At 63.4% G+C, this 13,140-nt stretch carries 12 protein-coding genes; 10 read left to right on the top strand and 2 right to left on the bottom strand.

The features are described 5' to 3' along the window. Positions 1–54 precede the first annotated feature (54 nt). The 5 genes from WJU18_RS02955 to WJU18_RS02935 all read left to right on the top strand — a co-directional run bounded on the left by WJU18_RS02955 (position 55) and on the right by WJU18_RS02935 (position 3,456). The gene (locus WJU18_RS02955; protein ID WP_423458693.1) at positions 55–612 is read left to right on the top strand and encodes a VOC family protein; all 558 of its coding nucleotides are present in this window, start codon (positions 55–57) and stop codon (positions 610–612) included. Between the two features lie 55 nt (positions 613–667). Continuing rightward, positions 668–1,636, top strand: a complete 969-nt coding sequence (locus tag WJU18_RS02950; protein ID WP_423458692.1) for a tripartite tricarboxylate transporter substrate binding protein — start codon at positions 668–670, stop codon at positions 1,634–1,636. 60 nt (positions 1,637–1,696) lie between these two features. Continuing rightward, entirely contained in the window at positions 1,697–1,936 is a 240-nt protein-coding gene (locus WJU18_RS02945; protein ID WP_423458691.1) for a helix-hairpin-helix domain-containing protein, read from the top strand. A 507-nt stretch (positions 1,937–2,443) separates the two neighbouring features. After that, positions 2,444–2,920 carry a phosphatidylglycerophosphatase A gene (locus tag WJU18_RS02940; protein ID WP_423460918.1) on the top strand — a complete coding sequence of 159 codons (477 nt, stop codon included), beginning with the start codon at positions 2,444–2,446 and terminating at the stop codon, positions 2,918–2,920. A 5-nt stretch (positions 2,921–2,925) separates the two neighbouring features. After that, complete coding sequence (locus WJU18_RS02935; protein WP_423458690.1) at positions 2,926–3,456, top strand: CinA family protein; 531 nt, start codon at positions 2,926–2,928, stop codon at positions 3,454–3,456. Here WJU18_RS02935 and WJU18_RS02930 read toward each other — a convergent pair. Together WJU18_RS02930 and WJU18_RS02925 are read right to left on the bottom strand one after the other, a co-directional pair. Further along, positions 3,365–6,184 (bottom strand): IPTL-CTERM sorting domain-containing protein, encoded by a 2,820-nt coding sequence (locus WJU18_RS02930; protein WP_423458689.1) that lies wholly within the window; start codon positions 6,182–6,184, stop codon positions 3,365–3,367. The two genes, WJU18_RS02935 and WJU18_RS02930, sit on opposite strands and share 92 nt — an antisense overlap. Positions 6,185–6,491: 307 nt before the next feature. Further along, positions 6,492–7,313, bottom strand: a complete 822-nt coding sequence (locus WJU18_RS02925; RefSeq protein ID WP_423458688.1) for an IclR family transcriptional regulator domain-containing protein — start codon at positions 7,311–7,313, stop codon at positions 6,492–6,494. 116 nt (positions 7,314–7,429) lie between these two features. Between WJU18_RS02925 and WJU18_RS02920 the strand changes: the two genes are divergently transcribed. The 5 genes from WJU18_RS02920 (at position 7,430) to WJU18_RS02900 (ending at position 13,140) form a co-directional block, all read left to right on the top strand. Continuing rightward, positions 7,430–8,326 (top strand): alpha/beta fold hydrolase, encoded by an 897-nt coding sequence (locus tag WJU18_RS02920; RefSeq protein ID WP_423458687.1) that lies wholly within the window; start codon positions 7,430–7,432, stop codon positions 8,324–8,326. Positions 8,327–8,344: 18 nt separating this feature from the next. Beyond that, complete coding sequence (locus WJU18_RS02915) at positions 8,345–10,039, top strand: bifunctional 3-(3-hydroxy-phenyl)propionate/3-hydroxycinnamic acid hydroxylase (RefSeq protein WP_423458686.1); 1,695 nt, start codon at positions 8,345–8,347, stop codon at positions 10,037–10,039. Positions 10,040–10,100: 61 nt separating this feature from the next. Beyond that, positions 10,101–11,117 (top strand): 3-carboxyethylcatechol 2,3-dioxygenase, encoded by a 1,017-nt coding sequence (locus WJU18_RS02910; protein ID WP_423458685.1) that lies wholly within the window; start codon positions 10,101–10,103, stop codon positions 11,115–11,117. 9 nt (positions 11,118–11,126) lie between these two features. After that, positions 11,127–12,107 (top strand): Bug family tripartite tricarboxylate transporter substrate binding protein, encoded by a 981-nt coding sequence (locus tag WJU18_RS02905; protein ID WP_423458684.1) that lies wholly within the window; start codon positions 11,127–11,129, stop codon positions 12,105–12,107. 61 nt (positions 12,108–12,168) lie between these two features. Then, positions 12,169–13,140 carry a Bug family tripartite tricarboxylate transporter substrate binding protein gene (locus WJU18_RS02900; protein WP_423458683.1) on the top strand — a complete coding sequence of 324 codons (972 nt, stop codon included), beginning with the start codon at positions 12,169–12,171 and terminating at the stop codon, positions 13,138–13,140.

Below are 13,140 nucleotides of genomic sequence, written 5' to 3'. Positions count from 1 at the left end.
GCTCACGATCCGCGCGCTCCGGCCTCTTTTTCCATTGATACGAAGAGATTCTCCATGCTGTGCAAAAAGCTCCACCATGCTGCCTTCCGCTGCAGAGATGCGGCCGAAACCACCAAGTTCTACACCGAGGTGCTGGGCTTGAAATTCGCCCACGCGATGGGTGAGGATCATGTCCCTTCCACCGGGAAATACAGCCCCCATGTCCACATCTTCTTCGAGATGGAAGATGGCAGCAATATCGCGTTCTTCGAATGCCCGAACGACGAAGGCGAGCCTTCGGGGCGAGATCCGAAAACACCCTCCTGGGTACAGCATTTCGCCTTCGAAGTCGACAGCCTGGAGACCTTGCAGCAGGCCAAGCAAGATCTGGAATCCAAGGGCCTGAAGGTCGTGGGCCCCACCAACCACGACGATTTCATCACCTCGATCTACTTCTTCGATCCTTCAGGACACCGCCTGGAGTTGACCACACGAACCTGCGACCCCTCGCGCTATCCGGTGTTCGAAGCCGAAGCACCCCAGGTGCTGGCGCTGTGGAATGAAACGCACGACTGGTCGCAGCGCGAGAAGCTCTTCGGCGCGCAGTCCGGCTACGTTCGGCAAGACACCTGAGAACGCATTCCCGATCTGACAACCAAGCCACCAATACAAAAATCACGGAGACAACATGAAGACGCTTTCCCGCCGCCAATTCGTATGGGCCGCCACTGCCGCAGCCGCGCTGTCCTCCCATTCCTTTGCCCAGAGTTCCTACCCCACTCGCCCGATCACGCTCGTTCATGGCTTCGGTGCCGGTGGCAATGCGGACGTGGTCGCGCGCCTGATAGGCCGCAAGCTGCAGGATGCGCTCGGCCAGCCCGTCGTGGTGGAGATCAAGAGCGGCGCGGGCGGTGCGATTGCCAGCGACCATGCCGCCAAGGCCGCGCCTGACGGCTATACCCTGGTCCTGCTCACCGGCGCTCATACCGTGTCGGCGGCCCTGCGCAGCAACTTGCCCTATGACGCGGTAAAGGATTTTTCCTTCATTTCCACGGTCTCCTCGTTCCCGTTCGTGGTGGCCGTGCGCGCCAACCATCCGGCGAAGAATCTGAAGGAGTTGTTGGACTCGGCCAAGAAGCAGCAGATCAGCTTCTCGTCCGTGGGCATCGGATCCACGCAGCACATGGTGGGCGAGTTGCTGGCAGCCTCTGCGGGCGTGCCATTGCTGCACGTCCCCTACCGTGGCGGCGGCGCTCCCATCCAGGCCGTGCTGGGCGGCGAAGTGGACATGCTGTGCGACACGCTGACCGTGGCTACGCCGCACATTCAGGCTGGCAAACTGAGAGCGCTCGCGGTCACCAGTGCGAAGCCCTGGCCAGCCACGCCCGATATACCGACTGTTTCAACCACGCTGCCGGACTTCGAAGTCCGCTCGTGGCTGGGGCTGGCGGCCCCCGCCGGCACCCCTGAGGCAGTCGTGCAGCGCCTCAATACAGAGGTACGCAAGGCGCTGGAAAGCGCCGACGTTCAAAAGGCACTGGGCCAGGTGGGCAGCATGGCATCGCCCAGCTCACCCTCCGAGATGCAGAAGATGGTCCAATCCGAGATCGGACGGTGGAGCGGCGTGATCAAGCAGCGCGGCATCAAGGTCGATTGAAATGATCAGGGAAATCAGTTCGGGATAATGGAGCGTGCGCCACAACCTCTTGAACTCACCATGCCATTTCCGCTGAACGAACGCCAAGCCTTGCTGGCCGTGAAGGGGGTCGGCCCCACGGTCGTGGCACGCCTGGAGCAGATGGGCATCGAATCGCTGGCACATCTGGCCAAGGCCAATGCGCTCGATATCCTTGCACACGGCGCACAACTCACTGGATCGAGTTGCTGGAAGAACAGCCCGCAAGCACGGGCAGCGATCACAGCAGCCATTGGTGAAGCACAGCGGCATGCCGGCTGAGTAGCGTGGTGCCCTACCTCTGTTTTGGGGGAGGCCCGGCAACAAAAAACGACCCCCACGCTTTCCCGCTTCGCGTGGTCCGCTGCCCCCCGAGGGGGCGCTTTTTTGTCTTGGGACGGCCCAGCAACAAAAAAGACCCCCACGCTTTCCCGATTCGCGTGGTCCGCTGCCCCCCGAGGGGGCGCTTTTTGTCTTGGGACGGCCCAGCAACAAAAAAAGACCCCCACGCTTTCCCGATTCGCGTGGTCCGCTGCCCCCCGAGGGGGCGCTTTTTGTCTTGGGACGGCCCAGCAACAAAAAAGGGCTCTGCTAGCATGCTCCCATGTTCTTGTTTGCAACCGTATGAGCTTGGCCGATACCCCGCGCGACGACGTGACCGACGTGCAAGCGCGCACGCTGAAGCCGGCCACCCCAACCGCCGCGGCGCCTGAAGAGGTTCAGCTCGCACCGCTCTCGCCTCCCGCTGGGCCGCCCCCGGCCGGGGCGGTGCGGCCCAGCGCCCGCTTCATGCGCGGGCACCCCGCGCACTGGATCGCCTTTGGCTTTGGCTCCGGCCTCTCCCCCTTTGCGCCAGGCACCGCCGGCACCCTATGGGCCTGGCTGGCATGGCTGGTACTGACACAGTGGCTGACCACGCCTGCGGAGCAGGGTTGGGTGATCGCGCTCGGCCTCGTGGCCGCCTGGTGGTCGAGCACCGTGACGGCACGGCACCTGCGCATCGCTGATCCCAGCGCCATCGTGGTGGATGAGGTCATCGCTTTCTGGATCGTGCTGTGGCTCGTGTTGCCGGCTGGCTTCTGGGCACAGCTGGTGGCATTCTTGCTGTTCAGATTCTTCGACGCCGTCAAGCGCGGCCCGGTGGGCTGGGCGGATCGGCTGTTTCATGGGGCCACGGGCTGGCGCGGCGGCTTTGGCATCGTGCTGGATGACCTGGTGGCCGCTTTCTGTACGTTGCTCGTGATGGCGCTGTGGCGCGCCTGGTAGATCGCATGAAAGAGACAGACGTGACGAAAACTGTTCAAGACCTGGCGCAGGCCTTGCGCGAACGCGGCTGGCTGCTGTGCACCGCGGAAAGCTGTACCGGCGGCCTGATTGCCGGCGCCTGTACGGATCTGGCGGGTTCATCGGATTGGTTCGAACGCGGCTTTGTCAGCTACAGCAACGCCGCCAAGACGGAATTGCTGGGCGTGCCTGCAGACTTGATCGTGCAGCATGGCGCCGTGAGCGAGCCAGTGGCGCGCGCCATGGCCGAGGGCGCTCTGGCGCACTCCCACGCGCAGATCAGTGTGGCGGTGACCGGGGTGGCCGGGCCTGGCGGCGGTAGTGCGGACAAGCCCGTGGGTACCGTGTGGTTCGGATGGAGCGTGCAAGGCCGGACAACAAGCGAGTGCCAGCACTTTGAAGGTGATCGTGCGGCCGTGCGGGCAGCTACGGTGGCGTATGCGTTGAACGGTCTGTTGGCCCGCTTAACCGCAGCCGGCGCATCCCCAGCCCCACAGCCACCAAACCCAACAGCATGACACCCCACTGGTTGAGGGTAGGCACCGGTGTTACCGGATTCGAAACGGCCGGCTTTCCTGCAATGGTGATCGTCAGATCCAGGGTCACGGTTTCACCATCGCTGTCGGTTGCATCCACGCTGACGGGGTAGGTACCGGCAGGCGCCGTGGGTGTGCCCGAAATCAGGCCAGTCGCGCCATCCAGGTCCAATCCTGCAGGCAACGGCAGGCTATCAGGGTTGAGCGAGTAGACATAGTTGCCAGCACCGCCTGAGGCGCTCAAGCGCAGTTCATACGCCTGCCCGAACGTTGCGGGAGGCACTATTTCCGGTGCGCTCAAACTCAGCGCTTGGGGTGTTACGGTATTGCTGCGTGCCACAGACCCGCCACCTGCCACGTTGAATGCCGTCACGCCAAAGGTGTAAGGCGTGCCGTTTTGCAGTCCGGTGGCCTTGCAAGACTGTTGAGTACTGTCAGGGTTGATAGTCACTCGGCACGGGATATTGCCTGGAGATGAAGTGACGGTGTAGCGTTCGATGGTCACACCCGAGCCTCCAGTGCTTGCGGGCACATCAAAAGAAACGGTGGCATAGGAATTTCCGGCCACTGCCAACACATTGGTTGCGGCGCCGGGACGGGAAATCATCGTTCGAGTCCAGCGCATGACTGTCGGGATACCGCCTTTGGACGAATTTCGGAAGGCTACATAAGGCTTGCCATCAGGGCCAAACACCAGGGAGGGGTAAGCAGCCTCCGCCTGCGAGACGCCCGCGCCCATATCCCGCCAGCGCTCCGCTGCGTCCAGGTGCATCACCATCACTTTGCCGCCGACCGGTATCGCATAGGCCGCATAGGGTTTGCCGTCCGGGCCAATCGCCAGAGAGATCTGTTGGGCCGGCCAAAAGGAGTCGCCCGTGCCTACGGCCTCCCAGGCCGTGCCCTGTGCGTTCAGGCCCATCACCACCGCTGGATCAACATTGTTGTTGGAGCCTCCCTGATACGCCAAATACGGCCTGCCGTCGGGACTGACCGCCAGAGATGTGAAGCGGGCCTGCACGCTCGAAAAACCAGCTTTTCCCACGAGCTCCCAAGCAGAGTTCGCAGTATTCAGGCGCATGACAGTGGCGCGAGAGCTGTTGGCCTTGTCCTGAAAGCCGACATAGGGCTCGCCATCTGGGCCCACTGCCAGGGAAACGTATGCGGCTTCGCCCGCAGAGAAGCCCTCAATGCCCAAGGCCTCCCAGGCTGTGCCCGCCGCGTTCAGGCCCATCACCGTCACCTTTTTTTCATGGGCTCCGTCTTGATAGCCCACGAAGAGCCTGCCATTGGGATCAAAAACCAGGGAGGTGTAGCTGGCCGCGCCCGCCGAGAAGCCTGCAGGCCCTACGGCCTCCCAAGCAGCATCCTCGGCGTTCAGGCGCATGACGGTGGCCTTTCCGTCATGGGCTGCATCCCTATAAGCCACATAGGGTTTGCCATCGGTGCCAAACGCCAGGGAGATGTAGGAGGCTGAACCCATTGAAAATCCTGCGGCACCCGCGGGCTCCCAATCCGTACCCGCAGCGTTCAGGCCTATCACCGTCGCTTTGCCGCCATTGGACTGATCCGCATAGGCCACGTAAGGCTTGCCGTTGGGGCCGAAAGCCAGGGACGTATACGCCGCGGCTCCCATCGAGAACTCTGCTTCGCCCACAGCCTCCCACGCTGGGCCCGCTGCGCTCAGCCGCATCACTGTGGACTTGGCGGCCCTTGCTTCGTCGACATAGACCACATAAGGCGTACCGTCGGGGTGAACGGCAACCGACAAATCAAGGGCGCTTCCCATCGAAAAACCTGCAGAACCAACGGTCGTCCAAAATGTCTTGCTCGCTGCCGCGTCCGTGCTTCTCACCGTCGCCTTGAAGCCATCTATTTGAGCCCTGTAGGCCACATAGAGTTTGCCGTCGGGAGCGAACGCCAGGGTAGCTCCCATAGTCAACCCCGATGAGACGCTGCCATAGCCTGCGGACTCCCAACCTGTCCCCTCCGCGTTCAGGCGCAACACCGAAGCCGCGTCGCCGTTGGCCTGACTGGAGTACGCCACATAAGGCTGACCTCCGGGACTCACAGCCAGGAATAGATGGGCTGCAGCGTCCGGTGTAAACCCGGCAGGACCTGCACTCTCCCACGCGGTACCTCCGGTGTTCAACCGCATCACTGTGGCCTTATAGCCCCTGGTCTCGTCCTGATAAGCCACATAGGGGCGGTTTCCTGCGCCAACGGCAAGAGAGATGTTCTCAACCCGCCCTGCCGAGAAGCCTGCAGCACCGACGACCTTCCATTCGGTGCCCCCCGCGTTCAAGCGCATTACCGTCGCTTTGTATCCGTTGGCCCGGTCTTGGTAACTTACATAGGCACTGCCTTCGGCGCTGAAGACCAAGGAGACGCTATCGGCCTCGCCCGCTGAAAAACCTGGCTTCCATGCTGGGCCTGTATCGCCCACCTGCACCCAAGCAGTGCCTGCAGCGTTCAAGCGCTTGACGTTGGCCCTGCTGCCGTTCAGCCGATCCTCATAGGCCACATAGGGTGTTCCATCGGGTGCAAAAGCCAGCGATACCGTGGAGACCGAGCCCGGCGATACGGCGGCTCCACCCACGCTCTCCCAGCCCGTGCCTGCGGCATTCAGGCGCTTGACCCCGGCCCTGTTGAGATTGGCTCCAGCCCCATGCTTATAGGCAATGTAAGGCGTGCCATTGGGACTAAAGACCAAAGATGTGGCTGATACGGGGGTTACCGTAGATTGCGGCGTCCGCCCCACCTGTTCCCATTGCTGAGCCTGCGCTTGGCCACTCAGGCCCAAGAACAGCGCGCACACCAGGCAGCACCAACAAATCCAACTTGCAATGTCAGAACACCGCTCCCTGATGCCGGCCCGCTCCGGACAGCCATGCGCATCGTTACTGTCAAGAACCATTTCTACAACAAGCGATCCATTCATGAGATGGATTTGACACTTAAGTTGCAAATCGGAACATCCCTGAAATCAGGTAATCTTTCTTGTCATGCAGCCTGGCGGCCTACCCCTCCAGCCACACCGCACTGTTCTTCCCGATCGACTCCGCCAGCGCGCGAAGCCGAACCGCAAAGCGTGTGCTCAGTTGCTCAGGAGGAATCGCGTCCTTCGGGTAGATCATGTTGATGGCCGCCAGAAGACGGCCGCCGCTCAGGACTGGAACCGCAATGGCGCCAAAGTACGGCTCTACGCTCCATTCGCCCTCGTTGATGGCGTAGCCGCGCTGGCGTGTCTGGCGGATCATGGTGTTGATCCGGCCGCGATCGCGAGCCATCTCGCCCACGGGGCTCTTGAGCTCACCCAGCATTTCCAGCACGGCCTCCAGTTCCTCGTCCGTGCAGGCCGCAAGATAGGCCCGGCCCGCGGCCGTATCGAAGAGCGGGAGCTTTTCTCCCAACCGCGCATGGTGTTGTGACAGACGGCTCCAACGGTGCGTGGATTCCCGCACCACCATGAAGCCGTCCTCCAGGGTCGCGATATCGCAGGGCCAGAGCAGGTCTTTCACGGAAGCCTGCATCAGGGGCGTGGCGACCTGGGACACCCAGGCCTCGTCCATGAAGCCTTCGCTCAGGCGCCGCACCTCGAATGTGAGGTAGTACTGCCCGTCACGTTCGCCGTGGCGCACCATGCCTGCCGCGCGCAGCGTTTCCATGAGCCGCTTGACCGTGGTGCGGTGCATGCCGCAGGCCTGGCCAAGTTCGGTGGTGGTGGCGATGCCGCCGGGCGCGGCATTCAGCGCCTTGAGCAGCAGCAGGCCACGCGTCAAACCGCGCACTTCCTTGTAGGGGCCTCGGCTGGCGGAGGGAATCTGGGGCAGGGTAAACACGCGCGAATGGGGTTTTTACGCACTCAAAGGTGCACTGAGTGCACTCAGTTTACTGCGCTTGCCCGTCCTCGGAAGATACGCGCCAATTCAGCACCCTCACCAGGAGAACAAGCAACATGTCCAGTCCGGCCAAGCCCAGTTTGTGGCAAGACCTCAGTCAAACCGCCTATTCCCAAGGCTGGTTCGACGCCAAGGGCATCCGTACGCGCTACCTGCGTTCCGGCTCCGCCGAGTTGCCGCCCTTGATCTTTCTGCACGGCGTAGGCGGACATGCGGAGGCCTATGCGCGCAACCTCCGCGCCCACGGGGAGTATTTCGACACATGGTCGCTGGACCTCATCGGCCACGGTTGGTCCGACAAACCCACCCATCCTTACGAAGTCCACCATTACGTAGACCATGTGCTCCGGTTCATGGACGCCCAAGGCTGGGAGAAGGCGCACATCAGCGGCGAATCGCTGGGCGGCTGGGTCGCCTCACGCCTGGCGGCCAACCACGGCGACCGCGTCGCCCGGGTGGTTCTGAACACCGCGGGCGGCTCTCGTGCCGAGCCCACCGTGATGGCACGCATCAAATCCCTGTCGACCCGCGCGGCCGAGGATCCCAGTTGGGAATTCATCAAGGCCCGGGTGGAGTGGCTGATGGCCCACCCCGAGCATGCCACCGACGACCTCATCGCTTGCCGCCAGGCCATCTACGCGCAGCCTGGCTTCAAGCAGGCCATGGCCAACGCCATGGTGCTGCAGGACATGGAAACGCGCACCCGCAACCTGATCCAGCCTGAAGACTACGGGCGCATCGCCGCGCCCACGCTGGTCCTCTGGACATCGCATGACCCGACGGCCGACGTGAGCGAGGGCCGCCGTATCGCCGACATGATTCCGGGCGCGCAATTCGTGGTCATGGAGAACTGCGGGCACTGGCCTCAATGGGAAGACACGGCCACGTTCGACCGTATTCACATCAACTTCCTGTCTGGCCAGCCGCTTGAGCAGCCTTTGGCGGCCGCCTGACACTGTCCGAAGAACGGTATGAATGTGGTGAATTCGCTCGCATGGGATGTCGTGATCGCGGGGGCAGGCCCGTGCGGACTGACGCTGGCCAACCATCTCGGCACGCTCGGCGTTCGCACCCTGGTGCTGGAAGCCTTGCCGGAGTTGATCGACTACCCGCGAGGCGTCGGCATGGATGATGAGTCTCTGCGCAGTTTCCAGGCCGTGGGGGTGGTGGATCAGATCCGGCGCCACACGGTACCGCATCAGGCGATGCGCTTCGTGGACCGCCGGGGACGGGAGTTGGCATCGGTGAATCCGCTGGCGCAGCCTTTCGGCTGGCCGAGGCGCAGCGGCTTCATTCAGCCCTTGATCGACAAGCAATTGGCCGACGCGCTGCACCGGTTCGAGCATGTGCGCCTGGCGTTCTCGCGCAGCGTGCAGGGGGTGGAGGACCTGGGCGATCACGTCAGGATTCAAGCGCAACCGGTCGATGCGCAAGGCTCTCCGGTAGGCGAGCCTGAAGTCATCCGTACGCAGTTCCTGATCGGCTGCGACGGCGGGCGCAGTACGGTGCGCGGCATGCTGGGGTTGCCCTTCGACGGCCAGAGCGAGTCCACCAAATGGCTGGTGGTGGATCTGGCCAATGACCCCATCGGCCTGCCCAACCTGAGCCTGGTCCTGGATGACAGCTTCCCTCACGTGAACATCGCCCTGCCCCACGGCATCCGGCGGTTCGAGTTCATGGTGCAGGGGGATAAGGATGAGGCGCTTTATGCCCAGCCCGAACATATCCAGGCGCTGCTGCGGCGCGTGCTGCCTCAGGGCGTCGAAGCCAAGGTGATTCGCCATCGGGTCTATACCCACCACGCGCGTATCGCGCCGACTTTCCGCAAAGGAAGGGTGTTCCTGGCAGGCGACGCCGCGCACCTGATGCCGGTGTGGCAGGGGCAAGGCTTCAACACGGGCATCCGCGATGCCACCAACCTGGGCTGGAAGCTGGCCCTGGTGGCACAAGGCAAGGCCGGACCGGCGCTTCTGGATAGCTACACCCAGGAAAGGCACGCGCATGCGGCGGCCATGATCGACCTGTCGGTACTGGTGGGCAAGATTTTCGTGCCGGCCAACGGCCTCCTGCGCGGCGTGCGCAACCTGCTGGCGCCGCTGATCGCGAAGATTCCGCCCTTGCGCCGCTACATCACGGAGATGCGCTTCAAGCCGATGCCCTTCTTTCAGAACGGCGCGATCGTGCACGGCCAGGGCCGCCCGACGGCGCCTGCCGTGGGACGCATGTTCATCCAACCCTGGGTGGCCGATGCGGCGGGCAAAGCCCAGCGGCTGGACGACGCGATCGGCCTGCGTTTCGCGCTCATCAGCTGGAGTGCCAGCGTGGATGGCTGGCTCAGCCCGGCCTCGCGCCGCGTGCTCGATACGCTGGGCGCAGCATCGATGGTCATTCGCCCCTCTTGCCAGGACCTGGACCGCGATGTACCGGCCGGAGTCGAGGTACTGGCCGACCGCGATGGGGAATTGCGCCGCTGGTTCGACACCGCTCCTGGTTCCGTTCTCCTGCTCCGCCCCGACCGCGTGGTGGCGGCAGTGTGCATGCCATGCGAGCTGGATGCCTGCCTGAAGGAACTGGCCAAGGTGCTCGATCTGGCCGGCAGCCCTGCGCGGCCTTCGGCCCAGCCCATGCCCTCGTTGGCGCAACGGACGAAGGAGATCTTTGCATGAGCTCCCGCCGGGCCGATCCGAAGGGAGCTCGCACCGCAGTGCATAGCACGGAGGTTACTCAATGAGCGCCGGGAACAGCTTGAACACGGTGGCTGGGCAGCGCGCCTTCCTGGGCCTGTCGCACACACCGCTGCTGGGGGTAGCCCCACTAGCGCCGCAAACCGAGGCCGACCTGATGGGCGCGCTGGCGCGGGCCCGTGAAGAGGTGCTGCGCTGGGCACCGGACCGGGTAGTGCTGGTGGCGCCAGATCACTACAACGGATTCTTCAATGAACTGATGCCGCCTTTCTGCATCGGCACCGAAGCCGATTCAGTGGGCGACTACACGATGCCGACCGGCAAGCTGAACGTGGATGAAGCCACTGCGCTCGCCTGTGCGGATTTTCTGCTGGATGAAGGCTTCGACCCTGCCATTTCACGCCGGATGAAAGTGGATCATGGCTTCGTGCAGCCTCTGCAACTGCTGTGGGGCGGATTCGAGACGCCGCCTGTGATCCCCGTGTTCGTGAACGCGGTCGCCCCGCCAGTCATTCCACGCGTGCGCCGCTGCCGGCAACTGGGCGAAGCGCTGGGGCGCTTCCTGGGCCAGTTGCCCGGGCGCACGCTGCTGATCGGGTCGGGCGGGCTTTCGCATGAGCCACCGGTGCCCACCATGGATCACCCTGATCCGGCCGTGCGGGAGCGCATCACCCTGCGCTCCGACCTCACGGAAGAGGTGCGCCTGCGCAAGATGCATGCTGCCGCCGCTGCCGGGCAAGCCCTGGAGACGGGCGATCCATCGATCAAGCCCCTGAACCCCGCGTGGGACAGGCAATGGATGGACGCGCTAGAAAGCGGCGATCTGGGTGCCCTGGACGGACTGGCCGAAACCGCTATCGCGGAAGAGGCTGGCCGCTCTGCGCATGAGTCGAAGACCTGGCTCATCGCGCGGGCCGCCCTGCCCGCCCATGTGCGGGGCAGCAGCTTCCGACACTATCAGCCCATCAATGCGTTGATCGCCGGCTTCGGCGTGATGTTCGTGGATGGGGCTCTCGGTATGCCAGGACCGGCGGTCGGTCCTGACGGGAAAAGCGACTAAGGAGACATCATGAGAACTCAGCACAGGAATATTTTTCGCTGGCTGCTTGGCATCACTATGGCCGCCGCTTCCATGGCGGCCCATGCCGACAACTACCCCTCGCGTGCGATCACCCTGGTGGTCCCCTTCGCGCCGGGTGGCCCCACGGACACTATCGCACGCAATGTGGCACAGCATGTCAGCGGCACGCTGGGCCAACCCGTGCTGGTAGACAACCGCCCTGGCGGAGGCGGCCAGATTGCGGGCTCCCTCGTCAAGCAAGCGAAGGCCGACGGCTACACCCTGTTCGTGGGGGCGACTGAAATGTTCGCCATTAACCAGACATTGTTCCGCCAGTTTTCCTACAACCCGCTGAAAGACTTTGTGCCGGTGAGCGCCATGGTCGACACGCCCATGATTCTCGTGGTCGCCAAGGACAGCAAGGTCACCTCCGTGCAGGAGCTGATCGCGCTGGCCCGCAGCAAGCCCGAAGGGTTGACCTACGCATCCCAGGGACTGGGCTCCATAGGCCACATGCTGGGCCAGGCAATGGCCTCCAGGACCGGTGCGAAGTTGATCCACGTGCCTTACAAGGGCTCGGCACCCGCCTTGCAGGATCTGGTCACCGGCCGCGTGGACATGATGTTTGACGTGATGATGAGCAGCGGCCCCATGATCGAGGGTGGCAAGCTCAAGGCCTTGGCGGTGGCCAGCCCGCGACCCTTCGCCAATCTCCCCGGTGTGCCGACCATGGCGAAATCAGGTGTCGAGGGTGTGGACGGCAGCGTCTGGTTTGGCGTGGTGGCGCCCGTAGGCACACCGGGCGAAGCCGTGACGGCACTCAATGCAGCGATCGTCAAGGCGATTACCAGCGCGGATCTGACCAAACGCTTTGCGGATCAAGGCATGCGGCCGCTGCCCCAGAGCGCCAGCCAGTTCGGCGCCATGATGAAAAGCGAAGTAGACCGCTGGACACCGCTGGTCAAGGCCAGCGGGGCCCAGGTCGACTGAGCTGGGCCACCCAGTTCCTCAAAAAAACGTATCCCTCCCACACTTTCAAAAAGAGACAAGCATGCGTACTCCTTTCATCATGCTGGCCTGCGCCGCGTTCATGGGTGCGGCCCTGCCTGCGAGCGCCCAGGACAACTATCCCGTCAAGCCCATCCGGCTGATCGTGCCGTTCCCGGCGGGAGGCGCTCTGGACGTGCTGGCTCGGCCGATTGCAGCGGGCCTGGGCAAGCGGCTTGGGCAGAACGTGCTGGTGGACAACAAGCCCGGCGGCAATCTGATTCCGGCTGCGCAAATGGTGGGCGGGGCGGCACCAGATGGCTACACGCTCTTCTACACGCTGGGACAGCCCTACTCGACCAACCAGTATTTCTACAAGACGCTTCCTTACGATCCGCAAGGCTATACGCCCATTGCCCCCATCGGCGTGTATACCTACACCTTCCAGGTCGTGGGCAACAGCCCGGTCAAGTCGCTCAAGGAGGTGGTGGACGGTGCCAAGAAAGACCCCAACGCCTGGCGCAACGCCAACCCTGGCGCCACGTCGGCCGGGCGCCTCGCTTCCGAGCTGTTCATGAGCGGAACGGGTGCCAAGATGACACAGGTTCCGTATCCTGGCGGAGCAGCACAGTCCCTCGCAGTGGCCAGCGGGCAAGTGGAGTTCATGGTGGGCGAGGCTTCTTCGTCGAGCGGCTTCATGCGCAGCGGGCAGGTCAAGACGCTGGCCGTCAACGGCGACAAGCGCCTGGCGGCATTCCCGGACATTCCGACGCTGGCTGAAGCTGGCTTCCCATCTGTGAACATTCCCAACCCCTATGCGGTTCTCGTGGGCCCCAAAGGCATGCCGGCGCCTTTGGCCGAGCGCCTGGCGCGCGAGGTGGCGGTGGTGATGGAGAGCGAAGAGGTCCGCAAGGTCATGAACACGATGGTCATCCGTCCGCTGACGGGTGGACCCGCCGAGGCCAAGGCGCTCATTGACAACGAAGCGAAGGCCTTCGGCCCCATCATCAAGGCTTTGAACCTGACGTTGGACTAA

Origin of the sequence: Ottowia sp. VDI28, from assembly GCF_049532675.1 — a bacterium.
Taxonomy (GTDB): Bacteria; Pseudomonadota; Gammaproteobacteria; order Burkholderiales; family Burkholderiaceae_C; genus Ottowia.
The sequence above is the reverse complement of the archived record's forward strand: the minus strand, read 5'-3'. Positions and strand labels throughout refer to the sequence as shown.

Coding starts and splice junctions, on each gene's coding strand:
- WJU18_RS02940 (WP_423460918.1), top strand. CDS start 2,444: ATGCGCGGGCACCCCGCGCACTGGATCGCCTTTGGCTTTGGCTCCGGC.
- WJU18_RS02945 (WP_423458691.1), top strand. CDS start 1,697: ATGCCATTTCCGCTGAACGAACGCCAAGCCTTGCTGGCCGTGAAGGGG.
- WJU18_RS02950 (WP_423458692.1), top strand. CDS start 668: ATGAAGACGCTTTCCCGCCGCCAATTCGTATGGGCCGCCACTGCCGCA.
- WJU18_RS02955 (WP_423458693.1), top strand. CDS start 55: ATGCTGTGCAAAAAGCTCCACCATGCTGCCTTCCGCTGCAGAGATGCG.
- WJU18_RS02935 (WP_423458690.1), top strand. CDS start 2,926: ATGAAAGAGACAGACGTGACGAAAACTGTTCAAGACCTGGCGCAGGCC.
- WJU18_RS02910 (WP_423458685.1), top strand. CDS start 10,101: ATGAGCGCCGGGAACAGCTTGAACACGGTGGCTGGGCAGCGCGCCTTC.
- WJU18_RS02920 (WP_423458687.1), top strand. CDS start 7,430: ATGTCCAGTCCGGCCAAGCCCAGTTTGTGGCAAGACCTCAGTCAAACC.
- WJU18_RS02900 (WP_423458683.1), top strand. CDS start 12,169: ATGCGTACTCCTTTCATCATGCTGGCCTGCGCCGCGTTCATGGGTGCG.
- WJU18_RS02905 (WP_423458684.1), top strand. CDS start 11,127: ATGAGAACTCAGCACAGGAATATTTTTCGCTGGCTGCTTGGCATCACT.
- WJU18_RS02915 (WP_423458686.1), top strand. CDS start 8,345: ATGAATGTGGTGAATTCGCTCGCATGGGATGTCGTGATCGCGGGGGCA.